Origin of the sequence: Desulfocucumis palustris (genome assembly GCF_002933875.1) — a bacterium.
Lineage (GTDB): Bacteria > Bacillota > Desulfotomaculia > Desulfotomaculales > Desulfocucumaceae > Desulfocucumis > Desulfocucumis palustris.
The window spans coordinates 145,219-171,086 of the sequence record NZ_BFAV01000150.1; the positions used below are offsets into that span (position 1 = coordinate 145,219).

20 protein-coding genes and 2 pseudogenes are annotated in these 25,868 nt (G+C 49.5%); 7 read left to right on the forward strand and 15 right to left on the reverse strand.

Annotation, left to right across the window (positions count from 1 at the left end; translation table 11 throughout):
- Positions 1-5: 5 nt before the first annotated feature.
- The 8 genes from DCCM_RS13930 to DCCM_RS13965 form a co-directional block, all read right to left on the reverse strand.
- Complete coding sequence (locus DCCM_RS13930; RefSeq protein ID WP_104372992.1) at positions 6-5,372, reverse strand: hypothetical protein; 5,367 nt, start codon at positions 5,370-5,372, stop codon at positions 6-8.
- 121 nt (positions 5,373-5,493) lie between these two features.
- Positions 5,494-5,952 (reverse strand): phage tail protein, encoded by a 459-nt coding sequence (locus DCCM_RS13935; RefSeq protein WP_104372993.1) that lies wholly within the window; start codon positions 5,950-5,952, stop codon positions 5,494-5,496.
- Between the two features lie 10 nt (positions 5,953-5,962).
- On the reverse strand, positions 5,963-6,193 hold the full coding sequence (locus DCCM_RS19605; protein WP_307718819.1) for a DUF6760 family protein: 231 nt from the start codon (positions 6,191-6,193) through the stop codon (positions 5,963-5,965).
- A complete protein-coding gene (locus DCCM_RS13945; protein WP_104373018.1) occupies positions 6,151-6,525 on the reverse strand; it encodes a hypothetical protein in 375 nt (124 codons plus the stop codon). Before DCCM_RS13945 ends, DCCM_RS19605 begins: the two co-directional genes overlap by 43 nt.
- A 163-nt stretch (positions 6,526-6,688) precedes the next feature.
- Entirely contained in the window at positions 6,689-7,123 is a 435-nt protein-coding gene (locus tag DCCM_RS13950) for a phage tail protein (protein ID WP_104372995.1), read from the reverse strand.
- A 46-nt stretch (positions 7,124-7,169) separates the two neighbouring features.
- On the reverse strand, positions 7,170-8,864 hold the full coding sequence (locus tag DCCM_RS13955) for a phage tail sheath family protein (protein WP_231702776.1): 1,695 nt from the start codon (positions 8,862-8,864) through the stop codon (positions 7,170-7,172).
- Between the two features lie 135 nt (positions 8,865-8,999).
- Positions 9,000-9,806 carry a hypothetical protein gene (locus tag DCCM_RS13960; RefSeq protein ID WP_104372997.1) on the reverse strand — a complete coding sequence of 269 codons (807 nt, stop codon included), beginning with the start codon at positions 9,804-9,806 and terminating at the stop codon, positions 9,000-9,002.
- Positions 9,807-9,814: 8 nt separating this feature from the next.
- Positions 9,815-10,333 carry a Pvc16 family protein gene (locus DCCM_RS13965; RefSeq protein WP_104372998.1) on the reverse strand — a complete coding sequence of 173 codons (519 nt, stop codon included), beginning with the start codon at positions 10,331-10,333 and terminating at the stop codon, positions 9,815-9,817.
- 397 nt (positions 10,334-10,730) lie between these two features.
- Between DCCM_RS13965 and DCCM_RS19320 the strand changes: the two genes are divergently transcribed.
- Positions 10,731-12,962, forward strand: a complete 2,232-nt coding sequence (locus tag DCCM_RS19320) for an ATP-binding protein (protein ID WP_104372999.1) — start codon at positions 10,731-10,733, stop codon at positions 12,960-12,962.
- Positions 12,963-13,101: 139 nt separating this feature from the next.
- On the opposite strand, the gene DCCM_RS13975 is transcribed toward DCCM_RS19320, so the two are convergent.
- Both DCCM_RS13975 and DCCM_RS13980 read right to left on the reverse strand, forming a co-directional pair.
- Positions 13,102-13,488, reverse strand: a complete 387-nt coding sequence (locus tag DCCM_RS13975) for a hypothetical protein (RefSeq protein ID WP_104373000.1) — start codon at positions 13,486-13,488, stop codon at positions 13,102-13,104.
- Between the two features lie 136 nt (positions 13,489-13,624).
- Positions 13,625-14,278, reverse strand: a complete 654-nt coding sequence (locus tag DCCM_RS13980; protein WP_104373001.1) for an HAD-IA family hydrolase — start codon at positions 14,276-14,278, stop codon at positions 13,625-13,627.
- Between the two features lie 222 nt (positions 14,279-14,500).
- Here DCCM_RS13980 and DCCM_RS13985 point away from each other — a divergent pair, with 222 nt between their 5' ends.
- Positions 14,501-15,139 (forward strand): HAD-IA family hydrolase, encoded by a 639-nt coding sequence (locus DCCM_RS13985; RefSeq protein ID WP_104373002.1) that lies wholly within the window; start codon positions 14,501-14,503, stop codon positions 15,137-15,139.
- 356 nt (positions 15,140-15,495) lie between these two features.
- Positions 15,496-15,732 carry a YkoF family thiamine/hydroxymethylpyrimidine-binding protein gene (locus DCCM_RS13990; RefSeq protein ID WP_104373003.1) on the forward strand — a complete coding sequence of 79 codons (237 nt, stop codon included), beginning with the start codon at positions 15,496-15,498 and terminating at the stop codon, positions 15,730-15,732.
- A 205-nt stretch (positions 15,733-15,937) separates the two neighbouring features.
- Here the strand turns inward: DCCM_RS13990 and DCCM_RS13995 are convergent, their stop codons facing one another.
- Positions 15,938-18,493 carry an HD domain-containing phosphohydrolase gene (locus DCCM_RS13995; protein WP_104373004.1) on the reverse strand — a complete coding sequence of 852 codons (2,556 nt, stop codon included), beginning with the start codon at positions 18,491-18,493 and terminating at the stop codon, positions 15,938-15,940.
- A gap of 264 nt (positions 18,494-18,757) precedes the next feature.
- Positions 18,758-19,396, reverse strand: a complete 639-nt coding sequence (locus DCCM_RS14000; RefSeq protein ID WP_104373005.1) for a nitroreductase family protein — start codon at positions 19,394-19,396, stop codon at positions 18,758-18,760.
- A 451-nt stretch (positions 19,397-19,847) separates the two neighbouring features.
- On the opposite strand from DCCM_RS14000, the gene DCCM_RS14005 reads away from it, so the two are divergent.
- The 3 genes from DCCM_RS14005 to DCCM_RS14015 all read left to right on the forward strand — a co-directional run bounded on the left by DCCM_RS14005 (position 19,848) and on the right by DCCM_RS14015 (position 22,766).
- Positions 19,848-20,207, forward strand: a complete 360-nt coding sequence (locus tag DCCM_RS14005) for a BlaI/MecI/CopY family transcriptional regulator (RefSeq protein ID WP_104373006.1) — start codon at positions 19,848-19,850, stop codon at positions 20,205-20,207.
- A gap of 10 nt (positions 20,208-20,217) precedes the next feature.
- Positions 20,218-21,846, forward strand: a complete 1,629-nt coding sequence (locus DCCM_RS14010) for a M56 family metallopeptidase (RefSeq protein ID WP_104373007.1) — start codon at positions 20,218-20,220, stop codon at positions 21,844-21,846.
- 68 nt (positions 21,847-21,914) lie between these two features.
- Entirely contained in the window at positions 21,915-22,766 is an 852-nt protein-coding gene (locus tag DCCM_RS14015) for a putative Ig domain-containing protein (RefSeq protein ID WP_104373008.1), read from the forward strand.
- Here DCCM_RS14015 and DCCM_RS14020 read toward each other — a convergent pair.
- From DCCM_RS14020 to DCCM_RS14030, 3 genes and pseudogenes are all read right to left on the reverse strand, one after another.
- Positions 22,733-23,623: an XAC2610-related protein gene (locus DCCM_RS14020; RefSeq protein WP_231702777.1), complete on the reverse strand. Its 891-nt coding sequence runs from the start codon at positions 23,621-23,623 to the stop codon at positions 22,733-22,735. The two genes, DCCM_RS14015 and DCCM_RS14020, sit on opposite strands and share 34 nt — an antisense overlap.
- A gap of 156 nt (positions 23,624-23,779) precedes the next feature.
- A pseudogene (locus DCCM_RS19325) lies at positions 23,780-23,956 on the reverse strand (transposase); the annotation flags it as partial.
- Between the two features lie 409 nt (positions 23,957-24,365).
- Positions 24,366-24,554 (reverse strand): annotated as a pseudogene (locus tag DCCM_RS14030) (SelT/SelW/SelH family protein); the annotation flags it as partial.
- A gap of 356 nt (positions 24,555-24,910) precedes the next feature.
- Here DCCM_RS14030 and ddpX point away from each other — a divergent pair.
- Positions 24,911-25,681 carry a D-alanyl-D-alanine dipeptidase gene (gene ddpX, locus DCCM_RS14035; protein ID WP_104373011.1) on the forward strand — a complete coding sequence of 257 codons (771 nt, stop codon included), beginning with the start codon at positions 24,911-24,913 and terminating at the stop codon, positions 25,679-25,681.
- Positions 25,682-25,868: the final 187 nt, after the last annotated feature.

Consider the following 25,868-nt stretch of genomic DNA (forward strand, 5'->3'; position numbering starts at 1 on the left):
AGTTTTTAAAATCCTCTTCTCTGCCGCTCGGATTTAAATTTTTTCTCAATTTCCAGGTAAACCTTTTGAGCTATTTTATTGATATCTATCTTTGCTTCCTTACCGGCCTGCATGTTCGGCTTATCAATGTATACCTCTGTTTGAACCTGTTTTTTCGGGGCTTGTGCCCTATCCCCCGGAATGCTGTTTTCCCCGGCTGTCAATGGTTTTCTGAAATCCAGACTGGGCATGGCCGTATAAGGAGAAAGGGTTTCTCTCAGCGGCGCTCTTTGTTCCCGGAAAACTTCCGGATTTTCCCGGATTGTTTTTACTCTCCGCATCACGGTGTGCACATGGAAACGCCTTTCCATATGGTATGTTTTGGTGATACTGATACCCTGGCGAAGGTTAAGGATAAATTTCCTGCCGGACATTACCGTGCCGCCGGGGAAAAGGAACCTCCCCGGCCCGCCTTTTGCCAGGCTGCCTTCGGCAAGCCGCCGGGCCTCCTCCGCCGGGGGTATTCCGGCGGCAGCAGCGGTTAATCCCGCCGGAGCGTTAAATTCCAATTTATATTCACCGGGAAACAAAACTGTCCCGGGCGCATTATTGCCGGCCGGCTGTTTTTTCCGGTATAATAGTTCCGTTTGTTTTGTCTTTGCCCTGTAAAAAGCCAGGGCTTTATACAACACCCGCCGCAGGGCGTCATTAATACCCCTTATCCCGCCTTTTGCCCGCTCTCTTCCGGTGTGACCGCCGGGCGCTTTATCCGGCAATCCGGTGACGGCGTCCCTCTGTCCAGGGAAGATTGACTCAAAAGTCCCGCCTCCGCGGTTAAAATACAGCTTCAGACTCCACCCGGCGGATTCCTTTCTTATCCCCTCCGGCCGGGCCGGATTCACATATATTACAGGTATATTAATGATATCGCTGGCAATAGCCTTTCCCGCATATGGAAGCGCTGTCACACCCGCCTGCCCAATAGGGGACGCCTGCCGCCTGGAGCCGGCAATCCGTTTATATGGCCGCAATTCCTCCGGCATTATTGATCTCTCTATTTTTTTCCAGGTTTTTTCCGCCCGGCGGCGGTCATATCCGGAATAAGCTAAAGTGTCCCGGGCTTTTGCCCCGGCGCTGCCGAAGTCTTTACGTGTTTCACCAGCCGCCTTTATTCCATGCCCGGACAGGCCGCGCCTTAGAAAAGCCCGGGCTTCGCGGTGTACGGCAGCCGGCTGTTTAAGAAGGCTCTCCCGGAAATGCCGGGCTGTTAATATTTTCACCCGGGATTCCCGGTATGCCTGGAAATTATTTTCAAAGCTGTTCCCGGAAAATCTGGAACCTTGCCGCAATTGCAGGAACAGGCCGGGATAGCCGCTATTTTTCTCCATTCTTGCTCCGGTGGCTGTCACCGGGAATATTTTGAGGATTTCTGCTGCCGCAGTAAAATTATCTATCGGAAAGCGCCTCCCGTCCGGTATCATGGACTGAGGCAATGTCAAACCAGGGAAACCGCTCATATATATCCCGGGTGTGTTAAAGGCTTTACCGCCGTCAAAATACGCCGGGTATTCAGGCATCAATTCACCGTCAGGCCCAAAGCCGTATTCATAGGCCTTCAAGCCGCCAACCCTGTTATATGGCGATAAATCCGCCGCTTTTATAAATTCCTGAACAGACGGCATGAATTTTAGCCGCAGTAAACCTTTTATTGTTTCTTCCCACCGGTATTTTTCTCTCCGGACCGTAAACGGGCCGCTCCCTTTCTCCCCTTTTTCCCGGCTCTTATCCGTCCGGAGGAGACTATATCCGGTATTGTCCGGCGCGTACCGGACCTTTGCCCCGGGGCTGCCGCCGTCCTCACTTGCTCCGCCGGCGGCCTTCATTAACTGCCCGGACAAACCGCCCCGCAATATGGACAATACTTTATGCCGCAAAAGAGTTAACTTTTTAATAAGGCTCTGCCGGAAATGCCGGGTTGCATTAATTTCCAGCCGATAACTCCGGTTTTCCCGGTAATTATTTTCCGGGCTGATTCCGTCGGAACCTGCGGCTTGCCGCAGCAGCAGAAAATGCTCCGGAACGCCGCCGTTTATTTCCACCCTTGTTCCGGCAGCCGACGCGGGAAATCTCCGCCGGCCCGCCGTTGGAACCGTAAATCTCTCAACGAGGTAATGCCGCTTTGCTTCTATAACCTCACGCCGGTTTATTCCCGGCCAGGGGTAACCGGTAAATGTATCCGGCAAGCCGGGCGCATTAAGCCGACCCCGGCCCCCTTTTCTTTCTGTTGCGCCTTTCCCGGCTATTAGCGTCCGGTAATTTTTAAACAGAAGCCGTCTGTATATGTTAATGAGCAGGACACCTGTCAATGAGCCGCTCAAAAATCTATCCAAAAGGGTATTTTCAGCCGGAATTTCACCGGCACCCCGTGAAACCGTCCTTCGCCCCCGGGATTCCGGCAGCGTCTTGTAATTGGGAAGATAATTTTCTCCTTGTTCGTTATCTGTCCCATTGTAATTAAGCCCTTGCAGCAGATATTGCTTTTGATATTTTTGGAGGGTGACGCCGGCCCGCGCCTTCGCCGGTCCGGGAAGACCGTCTGCCATCTTAAAAAATCCCGGGGCCGTTTCTTTCCACTCCTGCCTTGACATATGCCGCAGAATGGTTTTATATACAGGCCCGCCGCGGAGCATTTCCAGCATAAGGATGGTAAAAAAGGCTCCCGGCTTGCCGGTTATTCCGTCGATGCCGGCGATGGGGACCTTACCTGCCCCTCCGGAGGCTGTTTTTTCCCTCCCCGGCTGCATAACCCGCCGGAGCACGGTATTATATGCGGCCCAGCCGCCCGGCATTTCCGGCATAGGAGCGGTTAAAGGGACTCCCGATATACCGGTTATTTCGTCAATACCCGCGCCGGATGCCTTACCCGCCCATACGGAAGCTGTTTCTTTCCTCCCCGGCTGCATGACCCGCCGGAGCACGGTATTATTTGCGGCCCTGCCGCGCAGTATTTCCAGCACATGGGTGGTAAAAGAGGCTCCCGGCACACCGGTTATTCCATCTATACTCGCGCCGGACGCCTTACCCGCCCATACGAGGGCTGTTTTTTCCCTCCCCGGCTGCATGACCCGCCGGAGCACGGTATTATTTGCGGCCCTGCCGCGCAGTATTTCCAGCACATGGGTGGTTAAAAAGGCTCCCGGCCTGCCGGTTATTCCGTCAATGCCCGCGCCGGACGCCTTACCCGCCCATACGAGGGCTGTTTTTTCCCTCTCCGGCTGCATGGCCCGCCGGAGCACGGTATTATTTGCGGCCCTACCGCGCAGTATTTCCAGCACATGGGTGGTTAAAAAGACTCCCGGCCGGCCGGCTATTCCGTCAATGCCCGCGCCGGATGCCTTACCCGCCCATACGAGGGCTGTTTTTCCCCTCCCCGGCTGCATGGCCCGCCGGAGCACGGTATTATTTGCGGCCCAGCCGCGCAGTATTTCCAGCACATGGGTGGTAAAAGAGGCTCCCGGCACACCGGCTATTCCGTCAATGCCCGCGCCGGATGCCCTACCCGCCCATACGAGGGCTGTTTTTTCCCTCCCCGGCTCGCCCGGGGCTGCTTCCACCAGACCCCACAGGTTGCCGGTTCCCTTAACCGGCACGCTCTCCAACGGCAATAATACCGCCCCACGCCGGCTGACCTGTGTGAACCGGGGCAGAGCTATGGTTCCGTGGCCGCGGCGGCTGTCTTTCAGCGTTTTCCCCGGCGCAAATAATCTTTTTCCCATGCGGGATATGTATAAAGCTTTAGCATCTGTTTTTAAAGAAAATTTTTCCCACACCGGCTTTACCGGCTGTCCGGGGATTATTTCCTTTACAGCCCCGCCCGGAGGCCTTATCGACAAGGAGAGCGGATAAAAAAACCGGCTGCCGGCTGTCCGTGCTCCTTTATTACCTGTATTACCTGTTAAAAACCTCTGAAAAAAAATTCTCCTGTTTTGCCGGACCGGGGCTGACAGCAAAATCCCGCGCCAGCCGCTCCCCCCCGGACTGTTTTCCGGAGGCGGCCCGGAACCCCCGGCGGTCGCTCCGGTTTCAGCAGCGGTCCCGGCCCCTTGCCGGCCTGCCTGCATTTGATGCGCTCTATTTAAAATGCCCTTGCATACATTTATTGCTTTAAGACCGGCGACAATCGCCGCATACAATGGTTCCGGCTTTTCAAATTTGATTTCCATTAAAGAGCCGGCGGTTTTATACTGGCCGGCGGGTGTAAATCCGCTCCCGCCCGGCCCGGCCTTCCCGGCAAATTTTATGCCGTCGCCCCGCCAGGCTTCCGCCGGACCCTGACCCGGCTGCCCGGGGTGGAAGCTGTCCCTGTGAGACATGAGCACAGCGGCGGACATTGTATGGAACAGCGGCCGGGGCGGGCCCCCCTCCCGCTTATGATTATTGACGGTCTTTCCGGCGGAAAACATTATTAAACCGCCGCCCGGCGCCGGCAATGCCGGCAGCCCCGCAGTTTCCGGAAAAGCGCCGGGCCGCCCGGCGCCCCGCAGGTAAAGGGCATGCCCCGGGACAACTTCCCGGCCCGCAGTGAAAGGGAGCTGAATTAAACTATTTATAATAGCGTTTGAATTAACAAATTTTAATATTTTACCCGCTGCCGGCGCGAAATTCCCTCCCGCAGGCGTAATTTCCCCGGCCAGCGGCTCTCCATAACCTGCTCCGGACCGGGTTTCCGTTCCCCGGAGCATTAAAACGTCAGCATAGCTATGATAAAACCGCAATACCCCCGGCATCCCCAAAACCGGAACTCCCTCCGGAACACTCCTGCCCGCCGGAAGTGTTTTACCGGCCTGGCCGGCATAAGGGCTGTGGAAATAACCACTTCCCGGGCGGCTTCTCCCCGCAGGCGGCTGAAAACCTCCCGGCGGTTCCGGCCTGTTCAAAACGGCTGGTTTCCGCCTGATACTCCCTGGCGGGAAATCCGCGCCTGATTCATCCGGAGCCGGCCGGTAACCGTCAATCCTGCCATCCCTTTGACCATGCAGTATGCCGGCGGCCGCAAGCGGATAATTATATTCAATCCTTTTTATATAAAAGTCATATTCCCGGGGCTGCTTTAATCTGCTCCCGAGGGTATTAAATTGCCTCAAATGTTTATTAATCAGTTTGGTTAGCTGATATAGAGTGAACCCTTTGGAGAGGAAAACGGTGTTTTCTTCTTTCTGCCTTAATGTGAGCCGGATATTTAACAGCAGTTGATTTAAAGGAGATTGTTCATTCCGGGCATGGTTGAGTTCCTCCCTGTAAACCAGGGAGACTCTGCTCCAGATGTCTCTCCGGGCAGTGCTGTATTTGCTCAGTATTTTTTCCGCAAATGAAATGCCTGACGGTGTGCTCACACTTCATTATCCCCTTGCGCCGTGCCGGAACCGGCAATATCCGGCCCCAAAGCCTGTAATTGTTGAAACAGACATTTCTACCTTAAAAGCCCTACCAACTGTATCCGAAACACCGCTCCCGTCACCTGCTGGCTATACCCTTCAAACCTTTATGGGTTATTTCCAGGGTCTCCACGGCAACATCATTGCCGGAGGAATTCAACTCCGGACCAATCCATTTGGTGGGATAGGCGTCGTAAAAGTTCCATCTCCACAGCTCAAGCCCCTGTTGGCTGAGCAGTATTATGGAGCCGTTTTTGCGCTGTATGCTGCCCTCGGTGACTTTTTCATACCAACCCCAGAGATTATCCGAGCTTGTGACCCCGCGTTTTAATACTATATTGGGATACTTGGTGATTCTGGGCAGCACGTGCACGTATTCATTCACGCCGCCCTCACGGTACTCCTCCACTTCCACCTCCGACTGGAGGCCGGAAACCTCCGTAAATCCGGCAACCAGCAATCCGTCTATCTCCACCCAGAACCTGAAAGACCCCGCGGGATCGGTTACCAATGAATATGCAGCAGTTATCGGATTCATAAGGCGCCCGTCACCTCTTATTAAACACGTCAAATACGTTTTCCGGCTCGCTGTTAAGCTTGCGGTTGATTTTTGAAATCTCCTCGCACCATTTTCTGCGCTCCCGGTGCTCCATGGACATTATTTCATCATGAGACCAATGGAAATAATAGGCTATAAAGGCAGCCTCCTCATATATGCGCTTGACGGGATAGCCTGCTATTCCCTTGTCTCTCCCAAAAAATTTACTTCTGTCTCGAATTCATGATCGCATTTGGGACACACGGCTTTCACCCGGGGAGCTTCCATTTCGTTGATGCGCTGGTAAAAGTCCTGTAAAAAAGCCAGGTCGGAGGTGAAAAACTTCTCAACAACCTTTGTATCCAGGGCTTTTAAGTCACCTAACCTGGTAATAACCCTGGTCAGCAGAATAATGGTAAGATAGCCCGGATTCTGCTGGACCCGGGGGTCGCGCATGGGCAGTATCTCATCCGCGGCCGTTGCCAGCCTCATGATACCCTTTTTGTGCAGGTTGCCGCTTTCGTCTATATAACCCCTGGGCAGCACAAATTCAAATTCGGTTTGAAAAGCCATAGCATTTCCCCCAATCATTATGCCGGTATAATTTATGCTCTTAAATTTAATTCTTATTATTGCCATAGAGAAAGTAAAATGTTTGTTCTTTTTGCAAAACAAGAGGTAAGAAAAAAGAGACAAAGGCAATGGCTCCCATTCCTACCTCTTGCATGCGTTGGTTTTACGCAGTCCTGGTCATACCCTCATGGGCAAGTTCCAGTGATTCGATGGCCACTTCAGAACCGGTGCCGTTGAAATCCGGGGCCGTGTATTTTGCCGGCCAGGCCTCAATTACCTGCCAGGTGGCCACATCGTTGCCTTCTTCGTCTATGGCAATGATGGTGACGGTTTTGCGTTCAACTGTGCCTTCAATTGCTGAAGATATCCAGTTGTACATATCCATGGAGTCGGTAACGCCCCATTTCAGGGTGATATTGCTGTATTTTGCCAGGCCGGGGAGTTTCCTGGGTGTAATCACTTCATTGCCTTCACGATATTCAATAACATCTATGGAAGCGTCAAAGCCCGTCACCTCGCTGAATCCAGCTTGCTCTATACCCTCAACCTCAACCCTGAAACGAAAATTCCTATAAGGGTCTTTGCGTTCACCAGGCATCTGATTTATCCCTCCAAACTATTACTATCTGATTTTAAGCCAGCAGTTATTGCTCGCTGGTTTTCTGGGTGATTCTAAAGATTACAAATTCCGCGGGCTTCACCGGCGCAACTCCAATGATGCATATCAGCCGCCCGTTGTCGATATCGTCCTGGGTCATGGTCGAGCGGTCGACCTTGACATAGAAAGCCTCTCCGGCGCTGGTGCCCATCAGTGCCCCGTCACGCCACACCCTGGTCAAAAAGGCGTCAATGGTTCTGTGAACCCTAGCCCACAGTTTATCATCGTTGGGCTCGAATACCACCCAGTTGGTACCCCGCTTGATGGACTCCTCCAGGAAAATAAACAGCCTTCTGACATTTATGTATTTCCAAAGTGTATTTGAGCTGCAGGTTCTGGCGCCCCAAACCCTGATACCCTGCCCGGTAAAATAGCGGATTAAATTTACGCCCTTGGGATTCAATATGTCCTGTTCACCCTTGTTGTACTGGCAATCCAGCCCCACGCAGGCGCGCACCACCTCGTTGGCAGGCGCCTTGTGCACTCCCCTGGTCTGGTCCGACCTGGAGTAAACGCCTATCATGGATCCCGAGGGAGGTATGAAAATATTCCTTTTTTCCAGGGGATCGAAAACCTGGAGCCAGGGATGATACATGGCTGCATAGGTGGTGTCGAAAATATTGCGATGGGTCTCCACATCCGCAACTTTTTTCTTTTCCCGGGGGATATCCAGCACGGCAAACCTGCTGGCGGTGTTCTCGCAATGGGCCACCAGGGCCAACTGCACCGTGGGAATGGTTACCCCGGGAACGGCCATAATGCTGACCTCGTCATTATCAATAAAGGCCTGGATGCCCGTGCGTTTGCCCGGACCCTTGTCCTCGCCCATGAAGTCGGCTGCCGTAATGCTGGACACGGAGCCGTCGCTGCCCCCGGTCAGTGAAATAATAAAGCTACCATTATCCTCTTTTATGCCTGATATTAATTCAAAGGGGGATTTTACCGGGCTTTCCTCTTCACCGGCGCCGGCCGCTTTAAAACCAACACTGATCAGATTAGAGCGGGGTATTATCTTTTCCACAAAATTGGCCGCGGAGACGTTCAGTGAGACATTTTCGAAAACCTCCGCCTCATCCTTGTAAATCACCTGCATGCTGAATTCGCAGGTGGTTAAAGTCTTAACGGGAACCAGTTCGGTATCAACCACATCTCCGTCCAAATTATTCGTAAGAGTTACAACATTATCCTGGGCTGTAACAACCTGGCCGTACTGCTTGTTCTCACCGTCGTTAAATACCACCACATCACCGGGATTGAAGCCGGCGCTGTTTTTAACGCGATATTTGTTTTCCCCCGCAATTTCATAAATCTGTGTTTTTGCCTTGCTGGAAGGAACAACGGTTACCCGGAGCTTGTCCCCCCAGGCGCCGGGATTTTTCGCGGTTACCGATAAGACATCGTTTGTGAACGCCGCTGGTTTCGCGTCGGAGGGCGCAACCCTCATCACATAGCAGCGCCCGCCGCCGTTAATAAAGAAATGCTCAACCGCGTAGGCAAGAAAACGGTATTCGCCAAAAGCGTTTTCGGATAAATAAGCTCCGAATTTTCTCTGGAAATCAGCAAAACTGGTAACCAGCTCCGGAAGTCCCTCAACTGCTCCCCTTTCCGCCAGGCCAATAAATCCGGCGGTGCTGGTGCTGACCCCCTCCAGCGGCCTGCCGCCGCTTTCAAACTCTTCCATGTAAACTCCAGGAGATAAATATTCAGGCACGTATACCCGGTTTCAAATTTGTTCATACAAATATAATTAATATATTCGCATAAAAACCGAAACCAGTTCCCTCCTCTCGTAGTTAACTAACCGGCATGTAAAGACTCATCCCAAATTTATAAAGCCAAGAACAGTAGTTTTTCCTCCTTCTATATCCAACTCCTTTTCAAATAAATTTTTGCCGTGGTTAAACTGTAATTTCACCTTAAAATTATCCGGGCAGGGTTCCCTGAAGCAAATAACAACCTCTCCCCGCTCATCGGGGCGGGTTTCAAAAACCGGCAGCAGCAGCGCTCCCCGGGAATAAGAAAACCGTAGCGGCTCATAAAGCCGGCAGCGCCTGGTATCAGCCTCCAGGGCGGCTATGCGGCAGTATTCCTGCCGCCCGTCGGCCTTATCCTTGAGCAGGTAGAAATCACCCGCCGACATTCCGCCGGCAATATTAGTCAGAAAAATGGCCTCTTCCCCTTTACCGGCTTTTTCTCCGGATAATCTGGCCCTGGCGCAATTCTCGGACAGCATGGACGCCTTTACCACAGCGTCCCGTGGCACCCGGCCATCCGCATCCCGCAGGGAAGCGCGGATTAAAGTCGCTCCCTCCGGAAAGGGGTAGTGGGAACAAGGTTTAAGAATTATGTAGGCCCTGGGGTTGTTCGGGTCAATTTCTCCGGGCTTAATAAAAAGCTCCTCTTCCAGGTAAACATCCGAACGAACCAGAACACTGTACGAATCTCCCGGCAGATCAGTAAACACGTAATAACCGCCGGGTTTGCGAACCGGCTTTTTACGGGGATATTCCTTTAGTAAAACACTTATATTTCCGCCGGAACGCAGTCCGGCGGTATAATCATCCACTGTGCAAACCACCAGGGAAACCCTGGTGCTTATTTTCAAGCTATAATAATGTTCCATGTCGGCCCCTACGATTCTACTCCCATCACACGCCTGGTGGCCCTGGTCCGGGTGGAGTCGATGTTGACCGGGCCCACCCTGTAGCCCACTGATAATTTATAGGGCACATTGGGGAAATTCCATATTTTGTTCATCTCGTCCACGTTTATTTTTTTTAAAGTAATCCGCAGTTGCTCGTTTTTTTCCGCCAGGCTTCCCTGCAGCAGCGCGCTTTTTATAATGGCGTTATCATAAAAGACCTGCATGAGCCTGCCTAAGATGCGGCTTTCGTCAAGCATTCTGGATTTCAGGTCCGCGATGGAGTGTGTGGTGCATAGATAGTCAATATATACTGTCAGGGGAGGATATTGCAGTTGTCCCGTTCCAACACTGCGCATGTCGTTATTCCGGGACTCCCCGCTCTCCTCTATGTTGTAAGGATACAGGGTGATTAAAAAATCGCCCTTGTCCGCCGGGGAGCAAAGGCCAATCATTTCCGGTTTGGAAACGGGCTCGGGAACCATGTTGTCCCGTAAAAGTTTGAGCATTGTATTGCCAACATCGGCAATAACCGTATATCCGCCTATGGCAATCTACCACCTTAGAAGAAAAGGGGAAATATTCGGGCCGCAAAAAACAAAACCGCGACGAATACACCAAGGTTATGTGCTGCTATAACCATAAGGTGCTTTACATGCGGTCACCAACATTTTATCATAAAAAAAAATAAAGAAGTTTAAATTTTACTAAAATTTATCGGAATCTGGATAAATATTAATATTTTACAGGTTAATAGTAATACGATGTCGAAATATTGAGCACAATGCTGAAATGGTTGTGGTACCACTTTTTTATAGCAGGAATACGTAAAAACGCTTTTTATCCTTCCGGGCCGGCTGCTGCCTTAAAGTCAAATCCTCAAAAACAAAAAACCGTGGTGTTAAAATGTTAAAAACCTTTGCTAACGACCCGCTAGAACCAGCCCCCGACCTGCCATACGGCGACGGCTGGGAACATGTTGCGGACGAATTGAGACTACTGGACATAAAAATAAATATGCTTCTGCTTTCACAGCAATCAAACCGGACTGAAAACCCGTATGAACAATTCAGGGGTCTGGTCATACCCGAAGAAGAAGTATATCAGCTATTAAACGCCCCGGGGGATAAAAACAGGAACGATCCCGAAATCAATGAATTAGTGGAAAATTTGTCCCGGCTGGAATCGCATATACAAAAAAGGCGCGGTTTAAGCGCCGAAAGCGGGATATTTCTGCCGCTATCTTATCTGTCGCACATTTTTAACCTTTCCTCCTTCGAGGAACAGTGCATAATAATTTGCCTGGCGGTGGAACTGCACCGCAAATATGAAAAGTTATACGCCTATTTACAGGACGATGTCACATGTAAAAATCCCACCATCGACCTGGCCATGAGACTTCTCTGCGCCACCCCCGGGGATAGGCTTGCGGCACGGATGTCCTTTGCCCCAAAGGGAAAACTGAACAGATTTTTTTTAAAAAAGGAGGACGCCCTCCCTTCAGCCGGCACCTCCCTTGCAAAAATACTGAAACTGGACGAGCGCATCATGAATTTTTTTCTAAACTCCGGCCAGGTGGATGACTCCATAAGCTCCTGCGCGAAAATCTCATATCCCGGGGAAGAAATTGACCCGCTGCTTTTGGGCCGGGATATTCAGGACCAAATCAGAAAATTTGTTGAGACAAATTTCGACAGTAATAACGCCCCTGAAAACAAAAACATCGTTTTTTACCTCAACGGCACTTCCGGAGCGGGCAAAAAACTGCAGGTCAAACATTTTTGCCGTTATTTCAACCAATCCTTGATGATCATCGACCTGACCAGGGTGGCAGGCTCCGAGTCGCCTTTTTCCCGCCTGATGGAAACAATCGGCCGGGAGGCAATTTTACAGCAGGTGGTGCTTTGCTTTGACAACTTTAATGTTTTGCTGGAGGAGGACGGTGCGGCCCGCAAAAAAATTGAAGAATTATTTGAAATAATAAAGACGTTCGCGGGAATAGTATTCCTGTTGTCCGAAAGCCCCTGGAAACCGTCGGATTTTGGCAGGGAACACCTGATAATTGATATTGAACTGGGCCTCCCCGAAGAATCTGAACGAAAGCGGCTATGGGAGCGCTTCTCCGAAGGCTTCCGGTTTGAGGCCGGAGTCGACTGGGGAACCCTGGCGGGCAAATTCCGCTTTACCCCCGGGCAGATAAAGGACGCCTTAATCACGGCACAAAACAATTCCTACTGGCGCCATACGGAAGACGGCCACATTAAAACCGAAGAGTTATATAAGGCCTGTTATATGCAGGCACAGCATAAACTGGAAAAAAGGGCGTCCCGGATACAGCCTAAATACACCTGGGACGATGTTATACTGCCTCCCGAACAAAAAGAACTGCTCCACGACGCCTGCAATCAGATGAAATACCGGCATGTGGTCTATGGAGAGTGGGGCTTCCAGCGAAAGCTCTCTTATGGAAAGGGTTTAAGCATGCTTTTTTCGGGTCCGCCGGGAACGGGAAAAACCATGTCGGCCCAGGTGGTGGCCAGGGAATTGTACATGGAGCTTTATAAAATTGATTTATCCCAGGTGGTAAGCAAATATATCGGTGAGACTGAAAAAAACCTGCAAATGATTTTCCGCGAGGCCCACTTGAGCAACGCCATATTGTTTTTTGACGAAACCGACGCTTTATTCGGAAAACGTTCCGAGGTAAAGGATTCCCATGACCGCTACGCCAACATAGAAACGGCGTTTCTGCTGCAAAAGATGGAGGAGTATGACGGAATAACCATAATGGCCACCAACTTCAAGCAGAACATTGACGAGGCCTTTATGCGAAGAATCAACTTTGTAATAGAGTTTCCTTTTCCGGATGCCGAATACAGGGAAAAAATATGGAGGTCGATGTTTCCTCCGGAAGCGCCTCTGGATGACGACATAGACTTTGACTTTATTGCCGGGAGGTTTGAAATAGCCGGGGGCAACATAAAAAATATAGTGGTGTCCGCCGCGTTTCTGGCTGCCGAAGCCTCCGAGCGCATCGGCATGAAACATATAATCCGGGCGGCCAAATATGAACTGCGCAAAATAGGCAAGATTTTTTTAAAAGAGGATCTTGGGGAATATTATAATTACTTATTATAATATTCCCTCCTAAAGAGCGAACCTTTTAACGCCGTGACAGGTTTGTGCCCCGGGTTAAGGGAGGGAAAAAGCCGGCGTTAAGCCGGCTTTTTCCCTCCCGGTTACCGTCATTACTCCGATAGCCCAGTGGAGAAACTCTTTAGGCCATATAGGGAGACATGGCGGACTGGCACGAAACCTGCGCCGGATTTCCATAATAACCCGATTCCATTCTCATGCTTTGTAAAGCTGACGACATCTCATTAATATGCTGCTGAATCCTGCCCATGACATATGTGGCCATATTCATGCGCTCGTTTATGGCCCGGCTTACTTCCTGGGTGTACTGGGCCACCTGGACCGCCATGTTTCTGGCATTCTGCGCGGCCACAACAGCTCCCTGGGTATTCCCGGAGTTTATGGCAAGGATTATTTCGTCACAGGCGGAAACCAGGGATTGGGACACACCAACCGCTTTGCCGGTATCGTTTAAAAACCTCTGCCCATGATGCATGGCGTGCTGAATAAAAGGATTGCAATGGTGCACTGGGTTACCACCTCCGTAATATAAATTGGGGACGTTCCTTCGTGAATTGTCAATCAAGGAAACCTTAGAAGGTGTGTCCCCTCTCCTTATTATCTGACACATCATCGGAATTATACCAACAGGCCGATGCTTTAAGTCAACTTCTTTTATAATCAATATCTTTTAAAGTATTCATTAATTCCACAAATGAATCGACGATGTATTCCGGCCCCTCGCCCATAAGCCTTTCCCGGGAGGCCATTCCCCAGGTTACCCCCATGGTGATCACGCCCGCCCCTTTACCGGCCTTTATGTCGTACCAGCTGTCACCCACGTAAACCGCGTTTTCCGGCTTTTTGTTTAACAGCTCCAAAGCCCTTAAAACCGGTTCGGGGTTTGGTTTGGGCTTTGACACATCATCAACTGTAACCACCACATCCATATATTTATTCAGGCCGGTTGCTTCCAGGCCGGTCAGGGCAGGCATCCTGCGCTTGGAGGTGACCACGCCGGTACTGTAACCGGATGCTTTAACGGTCTCCAGCGCTTCCAGCGCCCCGGGAAACAGTTTAATATAATCCATCTGTTTTTCCTTCTGGAACAGGGTGTACTTCTCCATAAACTCCCCTGCCCGCCCGGGCAAATAGCGCTCCGCCACCTCTCTCAGGGGAAGACCGATGGTGCTCAAAACTTCCCCCTTTTCCCACGGAATACCGTAATAATCGAATACCCTGCGGAAAGTAATGGTAATTAGCGGTATTGAATCCATCAGGGTACCGTCCAGATCGAAAAGCAATGTTTTTAAAGCCATTTTCTTTTCCCCCCTGTTTTAGAAATTGTTAATTTTTAGATAAATAGCGGTAAAAAAATATAGCCCTTACCTGGTTCGGCACTCTCCCCGGCTATGTACTATAGCGGAAGGGAATGTTATAATTAACCTGTTCTCCAAACCTTGAAAGCTGTCCAGGATTACCGGACTATTGCAAGTAAATAGTGGTTATATAATAAATAAAAACAACCCGGGTAAATTATCATGATAAAGCATATTATTTTTGATTTTGATGGAACCATTGCCGACTCAAAGGATTCAGCCGTCAAACTGCTTAACGAACTGGCTGAAAAACATAAATACCAAAAAATAAATAAAGAAAAGCTGGAATATTTAAGAACACTGTCCTTCGTGGACAGATGCAAGGCAATAAATTTGCCCCTTTACAAAATTCCCATGCTCAAACTGGAGCTCACCAAGGATTACCGTAAAATAATCAACAACTTTGGATTAATAGAAGGCATCGGCAATATAATTGTGCAGCTGAAAGAAGCGGACTATGGCATCAGCATTATTTCCTCAAATTCCGTTGACAATATCAATCTTTTTCTAAATAACCACAATATAAAAATGTTTGACAACATTTTTTCTTCGAATAATCTTTTCGGCAAGGATAAAACCCTGTCAAACTTTTTGAATAAATATGCCCTGAAAAAGAATGAAGTAATATATATAGGTGACGAGTACAGGGATGTTGTGGCCTGCAAAAAAACAGGCATCAAGATAATTGCCGTAGCCTGGGGATACGATTCCAGGGAGTTATTGCTTAAAGCCGTTCCCGACTTTTTTGCTCAGAAGCCATTGGACATTATAGGTATAATTGAGTCTTTAAAAAACAAGTGAATGCCGCATAATTTCGGGCACCCCCATAATCTCACCAAAATTGCCAACTTTTCAGTATAAGACCCGGTACCCAATATAATTATCAAGCTCCCTCCAGGGCTCCTTCAGGTATTTACCTGTCAATTCCTTAAATGGTTTGGCCGAAAGTCCCCCGGGCAGTCCGGAATTGCCCGGGGAAAGTTTCAACATTTCCGGTTCCGGCACTTCGCCGCTATTACACCCGCACTCCAGGGTTCAATCCCGTGTATTCATCTCCACAACTATTATAATAATCTTTTTCCACAATGGATAATAAATAAAAACAGAAATACCCAGCATAATATAAATATACTGTAAATTAACGGAGGTGCGTAACGGTGATAACCGCGGAAGTATCATTATACCCGCAAAAAACAACAAACGCCAGCCAGATTATAAATGACTCCCTGGAAGCACTGGCCGGCCACAGCCTGAATGCCAACACCGGCCCAATTTCCACCAGGCTTCAAGGAACGGAAGAAGAAGTATGGGCCGGTTTAAAGACCTTGTTTAACCAGGCCGGCAGCCGCAGCGAAGTAAATATGGTGGTAACCATATCAAATTCGGCCGGATAGCTTTCCTAAACCCTTCCCGCCGGAGTTTACAATATAACAACACACAAAATAATAAAACATTGTAAACTTTTACGCCGGAGGGAAAATATTAAATATTCCCCTTTCACATTAGCACCCGTAAGCACAAATAATGAAATCAGCCGGGCCAAACCGGCTGATTTCATTATTTCAAAGGAATTTTTTTGGTAAGTCGTTTTCTAACATCCTACCACTCCATAGTTAAAAACAACTCCACCACATCCCTGTCAAAATGCGTTCCGGCCAGAGATTTTATATGCTCCCTGGCCTTTTCCTTAGGCCAGGCCCTGCGGTAGGGGCGATCCGAGCAGAGGGCGTCCCAGACGTCAACCAGGGCGAAAATTCGGGCCGGCAGGGGGATCTGCTCTCCCCGCAGCCCCCTGGGATAGCCGCTTCCGTCCCATTTTTCATGATGGCAGTACGGTATGTCCAGCGCCGGCAGCAGGTAAGCTATGGGGGACAGCATTTCATAAGCGTAAACCGGATGACGGCGCATGACCTCCCATTCCTCATCCGTTAACGGCCCGGGCTTCAGCAGAATATGATCCGGAATACCCATTTTGCCTATATCGTGCAAAAGGGCTCCCCTGCGCACGTGTGCCAGCGCCGCCTCACTCATACCCATGGCCTGTCCCAGACATACCGTCATTTCCGTTACCCTCCGGGAGTGGCCTTTCGTTTCCCTGTCCCTTAAATCCAGAGCCCGGGCCCACCCCTCGATTGTGGCGTCGTAGGCCAGGGTAAGCTCAATGTTGGAGCGCTGCAGGTCGTTGAACAGCGAGGCGTTTTCTATGGCAATGGCGGCCTGCCCCGCCAGGGTATTCAAAAATTCCAGCCATTCCTGGTCGGGACTCAAAGAAGACCGGTGAAATATCTCCAGCACGCCCTTTACCTGCCCCTTGGCGATAAGCGGGACTCCATAATAAGCAACAAACTCCTCTCCCAGAAGAAGTTCGTACCTGCTAAAAGATTGCCTGGCTTCCTGGAGATTGGGGATGTGAATGTTTTGCCTCAACATCGCCACATTGCCCGGATTCCCCTCTCCCATTCGCCGGACAGTATTTTTAATGCCGGCGGTGCGGAATCCCCTCCCGGCGGCAAATTCCAAATACTGTGTATACGAGTTTAACAGCATGATGGAGGAAGCGTCTACACCAAGCTGGGAGGTAACCTGATCAAGAATAACGTTAAATGTGACCCGCAGGTCCAGGCTCCCGGTAATGGCCAGGTCTATGCTGCGCAGGGCCTGCAGCCTCTCATAGCGCAGCTGGGCATGCTTCACGGCTTCTTTGTGCCCGGTTATATCCAGTATAACTCCCTGCATAAATTGAGGTCCATCGTTTGCGCCGCTTACCGCCCGGGCCTCGTCATGCAGCCAGACCACCCGGTTGTCGCTGGCCAGCATGCGGTACTCGGAGCTGAGCGGTTTGCCGCTGGCGTGGAAGGTTTGCCTCTGCTCCAGTACCTGCCGGCGGTCCTCCGGGACAATTTTATCCAGCCACATACCCGGGTTGTCAATAAATTCAGCGGCTTTATAGCCCAAAATTTTTTCTATTTGCGGGCTGATATATCTTATTATTATGGCACTGCCCGCGGTGGAAATATAGGTAATGGCGGGAATCTGCTCCACCAGCGCCCGGTACCGGGCATTCGCCTCGCCCAGCTGTAAATCCCTTTGCTCCAGCGCCACGGCCATATCGTCAAAGGCCCTGGAAAGCTGCCCCAGTTCATCACCGCCGTAAGGCAGCTCGGTCCGGGCGTTCAGATCTCCCCGGGCCAGCCGCCGGGTTGTCTCCAGCAAGGCTTTTATGCGCTGCAGGAAAAACAATTTCCCGCCAAACCAGGCTAAAAAAGCCGCTATAGCGGCGAACAGCCCCATGGCCGCAAGGTTGCGATACAATATGCGGTTGGCGCCGGCAAAAATAATATCTTTGGGTATGCCGGTATATATGAATATCCCCGCGTCCCTGCCGATTCCCTCCAGGGGCTTGTAGGCATAAAGCTTGGGGGTGCCCTCCAGGCCGGTGCTCATTACCGTTCCCTCTTCCTGCAGGCTCAGCACGGTCTTAATTATGGACACCTCGGGCATTGTTTTTCCCACCCATTTTTCCGGGTTTGGATAACGGGATAAAACGGTGCCGTTCCGGTCTATCATGACAATAGATGAACCCGGGGGTAAATCGGTCTTTGAAGCCAGCCGGTTCAGCCAATTCAAATCTATGGATGTAAAAAGCACGGCAATGGCCCGGTCGCCGTCCACCACCGGACAGGCCAGGGTAAGTGTCGGTTTGCCCGTAATACGGTTAATTTGATAATCCCCTATGGCAAATTGTTTTATGGCAACGGCTTTTTTGAAATAATTACGGTCCGCCAGATTCAGCGGCCCGGACGCCACCGGAACGCTTAGAACACTGCCGTCGGGTTTAATCAATCCAAAAGCTACATAGTGGGGATGCTGGGACAATACTTTTTCAAACAGCCTGTTGCAGGCCGCGTTGTCCCCGCCGCGCACATCGGGCAGCTGAACCATTAGTTCCAGCAGCTGACGGGCGCCGGAAATCAGCTCCTCCTGCTCCCCCGAAGCCATGCGCACCAGCCCCAGGGCCTCTCTCCGGGCCATTGAGTTGGCCTGCTCACGCTGCTCCGACGCCGTGTAGACAGTCAGGGCGAAGGCGGGTAAAACCGCCAGCACAACCAGCAGCAACAATCGAAAGCGTATGCCTGAAAAATTAAAACCTTTCATTGTAAATACCTTCCGGTTTCAATGATGGGGCCATCCGGATTACTACATAAATCGACACATAGTGCCATGTTTCACATGTCTGTTTCTACAAAACCGGCCGGATTCCTTGTGCATAACCCCGGAACGGCAAACTTTTGCATTATGTATTCACAAAAAAGGCTCTTTTCGCATTTTGCATTATTTACCTAAAAACCGCTCTAACAGAGATAATATAGTAAAAAGAGGAGTAGACCGTTTCAAATAGCCTACTCCTCTCCAAGTAACCTATAGCCAGGCTACCGAAATATCATAATCCGGATAGTCAACCTGAGGTGGCTGGTAACCCTCCGCCGGATAGCCTAAGGCACATCCGTCAAGCGCATACTCTGCACAGGGCAAGCCTAATAATTTACAGAATTCGGGGTCGCTATCCATTTGCGCAGTCGCACTAACAAGCTGAAAGCCGATTCCCAGAGATGTGGCTTTCAGCCACATATTGTGCAAGCAATAACTAATGGATTGAGCCGCAACGGGCGGAGTCCCTTTTCTCTCACCCACAATAATATAGTAGGGCGCGTTACCCACACCGGGAACACCTTGTTGAGCAACCCGTTTAAGATTTTGAACAAAAGGAGCTAAACCTATTTTCTTTTCCAGTTCGCCGGCAAAATGACCTGCCCGGTTTTTCATAATATTTGCCGCTGTTACAATAACCGGTGAAGAATTCGGAATTACAATTACTTTTCTGAAATCCGGCTTACCGGCCACGGCTAATGCTCCAAAAGGCGCTATTAGACCCGCCCGGATTACCGCTTCAATATCTTCTTTGCCCGGCGCCTTGGGACTGAACGCTCTTACCGTGCGCCGGGCTTTCAGAATATCGTCCAATGCTCTGCCGTGCTGTTCGTTAATACCTTCAAACATGACAATCCCTCCATTATTTTAAAATTCATCGAGTCTATATTGGGGATAATTTTCAGTAAAGTCACCTGCGTTAATATTATGCCGCATGGCAGGGCTTTAAAGTATTAGCCGGCACAGGGGCCGAGTTCACAAATGCCGTGATAGCATACAGGAAAGTACCTATTTGAATACTTCGCCGGCTATTCTCAGCATAGCCGCTCCACTATTCAGAACATATGTACGCCTATTATACAATACTATTATGCCTATGAAAACCAGAAAGCAATATTATTTGCCACAGCCCCAAAATAGACATTGTACAAACGGTATTGCAAAAACGCTGGAAACAGTGGCTACGAATGTATTGGAGGTTAAAGCGATACAATAACTACTCAGGTAGTGTTGACAACCTGAAACGACTGCGGTAGTATAAATATATCTATGAAACTACCAGAGTAGTTAGGAGGTTGACATGGAAATCAAACTGTTTGATTCAGAATTGAAGGTCATGGATGTTCTTTGGAAAGAGGGCGATATGACGGCCAAGAAAATTTCGGATATTCTCAAAGAGCGGGTAGGCTGGAATATGAACACCACCTATACGCTTATCAAAAGATGTATTGCGAAAGGCGCGATTGAGCGCGGGGAACCGAATTTTCTATGCCATGCCTTAATTCCAAAAGAGCAGGTGCAGGAGCAGGAAACAACGGAGCTGATTAACAAGGTGTTTGACGGTTCCGCGGATTTGCTTTTCGCTTCCCTGTTGAACAGGAAAAACCTGTCCGCCGGGGAAATCGAGAGGCTGAAGAAAATTGTCGACAGCCTGAAATGAGGCGGTGGATATGGACATCCTGCAATTAAGCCTTTCCGCGTCCGTCCTGATTGTAGCAGTTGTGATTATCCGTGCCCTTACCCTGCGCAAGCTGCCCAAGAATACGTTTCTTGTCTTGTGGGGCGTTGTGATCTGCCGTTTGCTCATACCGTTTTCCATTCCGTCCCGTTTCAGCTTTTACACGGGAGTCGATATGGCAAAGCATCTGCTTGCGGGAAAAACAGCCGTATCTTTTCCTATGGAAATGACCGGCATCCCCAACATGGTGAATATGCCCGAGGCGGGAGAACGTGTTGGAATGGGCGCGGCACCCGTATCCGTTTCACCGGTAGAAATTATCTGGCTTATTGGGATGTGCGCCTGCGCGTTGTTTTTCATCGTGGCGTATATCAAGTGCTGCAGGGAGTTCAAAATGTCCCTGCCTGTTGAAAACGACTTTGCGGCCCTTTGGCTACGGGAACACCCCTTGCGCCGGCCCGTGCAAATACGGCAAAGCGGCTGTATCAAGGCTCCGCTGACCTATGGGGTATTCCGGCCTGTAATACTTCTTCCCAGGAAAACCGATTGGACAGCCGAAACGAAGCTGCGATACATCCTTACCCATGAGTTTGTGCATATCCGGCGCTTTGACACGCTGACAAAGCTGGTGCTGACCGCCATCGTGTGTGTGCATTGGTTCAATCCCTTTGTGTGGGTGATGTATGTGCTGGCGAACCGCGACATTGAATTATCCTGTGATGAAACGGTGGTGCGGACATTCGGGGAAACGACAAAATCGGCTTATGCCCTGACCCTGATCGGGTTGGAGGAAAAGAAGAACCGTCTTAACCCTCTTGTGAACAATTTTAGCAAAAATGCTATTGAGGAAAGGGTTGTGTCGATTATGGAGCTAAAAAAATCTTCCCGTATTATGATAGCGGCAGCAATTTTATTGGTGGCGGGTACCGTCATAATATTCGCAACTTCCAGGGTATCTCAGGCTAATAGTGGCAGTTCACAACAAAGCTTAAATAAAACAAACACCAATATATTGAAAAACACATCTGAAATTTCCGGTGAAATATTAACGTTTTTTAATGATTTGGGTTGTAAATATGAATTGCGTTTTATTCCACAGTATGCTGAAAATGGTGTATTCGCTTCTTGGAATGATGTACTGCTTTACCTGTACAAAAGCGGGTATAGCCGTGGCGGTGCCATGAAAATAGAGGATGTTGAGCAGAATATTCATAGCATTTTTGGTACAAAAGCTGTTATTACGCATCAAAGCACAGAGGATTTTACACTGGCAGGCAACAGGTACATCCCGGGTGGAATAGCGTATTCCGGTAACAGTGCTTACGAAGTTGTTGCTTTGGAAAAATTATCGAAAGGTAATCATTATCGTGCGGAATTGCTGCAGTATAATTATGGAACCACAGGTACGAATGATGATCCCGGGTTGACGTCAAATACACATATCCTGGGCGGCATGGGCCAATGGGAGAACGGTGACTGGAAAAACAAAGCAATTATTGCGGATTTAATTGAATCTCAAAATACAAAAGAGCTAATTTCATCCCGCTCGATTGACATAACCTTTTCCATGAATGAGAGTAATAATGAGATAACCTTGAATAGCGTGGCGGTGAAATATTGACAGCACACTGCTAAGTCAATTCCTGAAAAGGCCACAATATTTTTTGCATACTTGAAAATTCCCTAAAAATGAAATATAAAAGGCATAACAACACATGTCCGGGGTGTGAGACGGCTTGCGCCAGTGTTAAAGAAGCAGCGGACATGCGGGGCCTTACCGGCCGGATGTTCAACTGCTATTGCGCCAACGGCGGGATTAAGGGCGCGGTTAAAATAAAGTGTCCGGGTGATTCCGAAGGATGCTCCGCAGCCCCCGGACAGGTGGGCGCAGGGGAGTACGGGAATCCGGCAATCAGCGGCACCGGTTCCGGCAGCCTCACCATTCCCGAAACGGTGACACAGGATGCGATTACATACACCGTCACCTCCATAGGCGACTATGCATTTTTCTGCAACAGCGCTCTTGATGGAAAACTGATACTTGGAAATAGTGTGCAAGCCATTGGAATCAGCGCGTTTTCTGATTGCGCGAACCTGGACAACGCGTGGTTTTTGGGTGACAGGCCCACTTCCTTTGGGAACAGCGTTTTTGATAATTGCAAATCAGGCTTCACCCTCTATTATCCTCAAGACAACTTAACCTGGGACGGGTATACGTATGACGGTGCAGACACCATTAATATTGAAGCCAGTATCGCACCTGCCATTATCACAGTCAACCTGCCGAATGGAACGCTGGGCTTAGAGTACGAATATTCCCTCACCGCGACGGGCAACGAGCCTATCGTCTGGATGTTATCCGGCGGCAGCCTGCCTGACGGTATTGACCTCGAGAGCGACGGCGACCTTTCCGGCACGCCCTCTGTGCCGGGAACGTTCAACTTCAGTGTCACGGCGACAAACGCCTCAGGTAATGACACCCAGGCTCTGTCAGTTTCCCATTCTGTTTATACTCCATCCAGCCATTGGTCGGCGTGGTGACCGCCGAGCCAATACCAATGAGGATGGTCTAATTGCCACAGCTCGCTGTTTCTATAGTATTCCTGCTCTCTTTCAAGAATTTGATTGTCCTCACCGTAGGACACTTCACGGACAATCTCCATTTTCCCGTTTATAAGCTCCCTTTCCACTAATCCGTTCCAATCGGTATCCAATTCATTCGTAACGACGTATTCACCATCTATAAATTTATAAATCCTGCCACCCCAATATGCTGCACCTGAGCCTCCGGCTGAGTAAATACACTTTTTCTCCGCATCAAGCGCGGGATTACAAATTTCAGCAAATGATTTTGACGCTACAAACGATGATGTTTTCGTATCCCACAGCCAACAGTCATACCATGTATTGCTGTGTGCGCCCCCGAACGTGTTCAGGATAATCACATCCTTATATCCGTCGAAGTTCACATCCGTAACGTGAAGTCCCATTGTGTCCATCATTCCATTGTAGACGTGGTAACCGACTACCTTGCCATCTGAAATCTCCGAAAAATCCGCCGATAGGATGGATTCGCCGTTTTCGTCATAGACATTAAGGCCCATAACAAAGCCGTACATCCATTCATCCGGTCCCTGTACCACCCCTGTCGCCACAAAACGATATTCAGGCATACTCTCATGCAAACGGGCCTGAATTTCGTATGTATGTAGTCCCGGCATGGGGTCAGGCGTATCCGTCGGCTCTAAGACCGTGGGAGGTGTGGGCGATTCGATATTACTTTCTTCGACGCCTGAGGCACTGTATATACTTTTCGTGTCGCCCGCCAGAGGAACATTACAGCCGCTTATACCCAAAAAGAGTATAAGCAAAGTCAAAACATAGATGCTTTTTTTCATGCCCATCACCCTGCATTATATAAATAATTCGCAGTTCAAAACTGCCTGACAAATTCCTGCCCTTGCCGTTCCAACCCTACATGTAATTCACAAATTAAATTTAAGTCAAAATCGTGAATTGATGTTTGTTCATTTTCCATTTTTTACTCCTCAATTCTTTTTTGAATAACCATTCCGGCTGTTGTCCGTCTGCTTGTTCTTGTAGTCGTATTTTGAATACCCGAATTCGCTGTCAAGCTCGGCGTCAAGAGCCGCCTGTATCGTCTCGGCGGTCAGCATCTTCACAAACTCGTGCACGTCGTTTAAGTCTTTGATGCCGTATTCCTCAATCATCTGCCGCAGCTTGCTTTTCTTTTCCTGCCATGTTAATACCCCCATCATCAGTTTTATCTTATCTGACAATGGGGGTTTACACAATCTTTTCTGCACTACCCCTTAATCCATCATCATCTTTGCCAGCATCTCCTCACCGGAGAAAATCATCTCCCAGCATAGGCAAAAAGCTGGGCGGACAGCCGAAACTGTCCGGCCCATCACAGGGATTTATACCCGGTTCACTTTTTGTCCCTATGATACCCCGCCTAATTCTCTCAGCCTGTTTTACTCTATATGGCAAAGAAAAGAAGCCACAAATCTGTGACTTCTCTCTTTTCCGTGTCGTTTTGGGTTATGGTTCAACAAGTTTCCCTATTAAACCGTGCCTTTCCCCGGCGCGGTTTTTTTGTACCGGCATATTCCAAACTTATGAACCTGCCAGTTCGGCAAGCATTCCCTCAATCTCACCGGCGTTTGGAAACCTGCCCGTCTGACGCTTGGAAAACAAAAGCCGGTCATTGACAGTTACTTCAAAGACCCCTCCGCTGGAAGGCACCAGCGTTATATCGGTTATATCGAACTCACTCCTCATCCTATCGGCCAGACCGGCCGCCTTTGCCCTGTACCCTCAAGAAGTGCAATATGTTATGGACACCCTGGCATCTACCGGCATGCTTTACACCCCCGTGCTGATTTGCTTGAAATTCGTTTTTTTCCAGGTTATTCTAACATAACAAGCTGTACTTATCAATAATATTACACCTTCATACCCCGGGCATTACCGGTCCCCGCAAACATTTTTTACCGGTGCATAATTAAACAGCAGCGGCCACAGAAATTTTGATGCAATATTTATGAAGTAATTGGTAAAATATTTGCATTATTTTTAGGAAACATTTTGAGTAACGCCCGCACCTGCGCCGGTAAACACAAAAACAAAAAAGCGTTATCCCTGCTTAAAGGAGCGTAAAAATGAAAAAACACGGTCCCATGTCAGCCGCCGCAGTTTTACTGGCGGGAATAATTTCTCTGGCGGTATTGTTATTTGAAGGCTATTCCCCCCCGACCCTGCCGGTGGAAAAGACGGGCGCGCCGCCCAAAGGCATTGAATACTCCCATAAACCTCCGGTGGGAAATGCTTCAACTGAGACCGGCATTGCCAAAACCCCAAAAGACCCTCCGGAAAAGCCCGTGATAATTAATGGCCTGGTGGAGTTGAAGGCTCTGGACGACTCCTTTGTGATAGATCTTAAATATGCCGGCAGAGACAATTTCACCGGCGAAAAAATATATACCCTCAACAAATGCATCATCCACCAAAATACCGCCGCGAAGCTCATAAAAGCCAATAATGATTTCAAGCAGCTTGGCTACAGGATTAAAATATTCGATGCTTACAGGCCGTACTCGGCTCAAAAAAAATTATGGGACGCGGCCCGGGATAAAACATATCTGGCAAGCCCCCAAAGGGGGTCCAAACACAACAGGGGAGCGGCGGTGGACATTACCCTGGTTGACAATGACGGCAAAGAACTGGCAATGCCCTCGGGTTTCGACGAATTTACCGAAAGGGCGCATATTAATTACCGGAATTGCCCCGACGAACAAATAAAAAACAGGGAATTGCTTGCTAATATAATGCTCAAGCACGGCTTTAAGAGGATAAGCACGGAATGGTGGCATTTTGAAGATACCGATGCCATGAAATATCCCCTTCTGGATATACCCTTTGAGGCTTTTTAGAAAATACGGGGCGGCCGGGTTTTAAACCCCGCGGCAACACCTTAATTCCCAATCCGGCGCGCTACCTAGGAGAGTGTTGAAAAACACATTAAAAAAGCAATAAACGTGTTGATAAACTACCGCCCGAGGCCGTTCAAAAAGCTCCAGATGCAAGGCGCGGCAAGGCCTCAAGCGGAGGCGTACTCAT

Bases quoted from the DNA above. Each gene is read 5' to 3' on its own strand.
- DCCM_RS13935 (WP_104372993.1), bottom strand. From the start codon at position 5,952: ATGAATCCGATAACTGCTGCATATTCATTGGTAACCGATCCCGCGGGG.
- DCCM_RS13945 (WP_104373018.1), bottom strand. From the start codon at position 6,525: ATGGCTTTTCAAACCGAATTTGAATTTGTGCTGCCCAGGGGTTATATA.
- DCCM_RS13950 (WP_104372995.1), bottom strand. From the start codon at position 7,123: ATGCCTGGTGAACGCAAAGACCCTTATAGGAATTTTCGTTTCAGGGTT.
- DCCM_RS13955 (WP_231702776.1), bottom strand. From the start codon at position 8,864: ATGGAAGAGTTTGAAAGCGGCGGCAGGCCGCTGGAGGGGGTCAGCACC.
- DCCM_RS13960 (WP_104372997.1), bottom strand. From the start codon at position 9,806: ATGGAACATTATTATAGCTTGAAAATAAGCACCAGGGTTTCCCTGGTG.
- DCCM_RS13965 (WP_104372998.1), bottom strand. From the start codon at position 10,333: ATGCTCAAACTTTTACGGGACAACATGGTTCCCGAGCCCGTTTCCAAA.
- DCCM_RS19320 (WP_104372999.1), top strand. From the start codon at position 10,731: ATGTTAAAAACCTTTGCTAACGACCCGCTAGAACCAGCCCCCGACCTG.
- DCCM_RS13980 (WP_104373001.1), bottom strand. From the start codon at position 14,278: ATGGCTTTAAAAACATTGCTTTTCGATCTGGACGGTACCCTGATGGAT.
- DCCM_RS13985 (WP_104373002.1), top strand. From the start codon at position 14,501: ATGATAAAGCATATTATTTTTGATTTTGATGGAACCATTGCCGACTCA.
- DCCM_RS13995 (WP_104373004.1), bottom strand. From the start codon at position 18,493: ATGAAAGGTTTTAATTTTTCAGGCATACGCTTTCGATTGTTGCTGCTG.
- DCCM_RS14000 (WP_104373005.1), bottom strand. From the start codon at position 19,396: ATGTTTGAAGGTATTAACGAACAGCACGGCAGAGCATTGGACGATATT.
- DCCM_RS14005 (WP_104373006.1), top strand. From the start codon at position 19,848: ATGGAAATCAAACTGTTTGATTCAGAATTGAAGGTCATGGATGTTCTT.
- DCCM_RS14010 (WP_104373007.1), top strand. From the start codon at position 20,218: ATGGACATCCTGCAATTAAGCCTTTCCGCGTCCGTCCTGATTGTAGCA.
- DCCM_RS14015 (WP_104373008.1), top strand. From the start codon at position 21,915: ATGAAATATAAAAGGCATAACAACACATGTCCGGGGTGTGAGACGGCT.
- DCCM_RS14020 (WP_231702777.1), bottom strand. From the start codon at position 23,623: ATGAAAAAAAGCATCTATGTTTTGACTTTGCTTATACTCTTTTTGGGT.
- ddpX (WP_104373011.1), top strand. From the start codon at position 24,911: ATGAAAAAACACGGTCCCATGTCAGCCGCCGCAGTTTTACTGGCGGGA.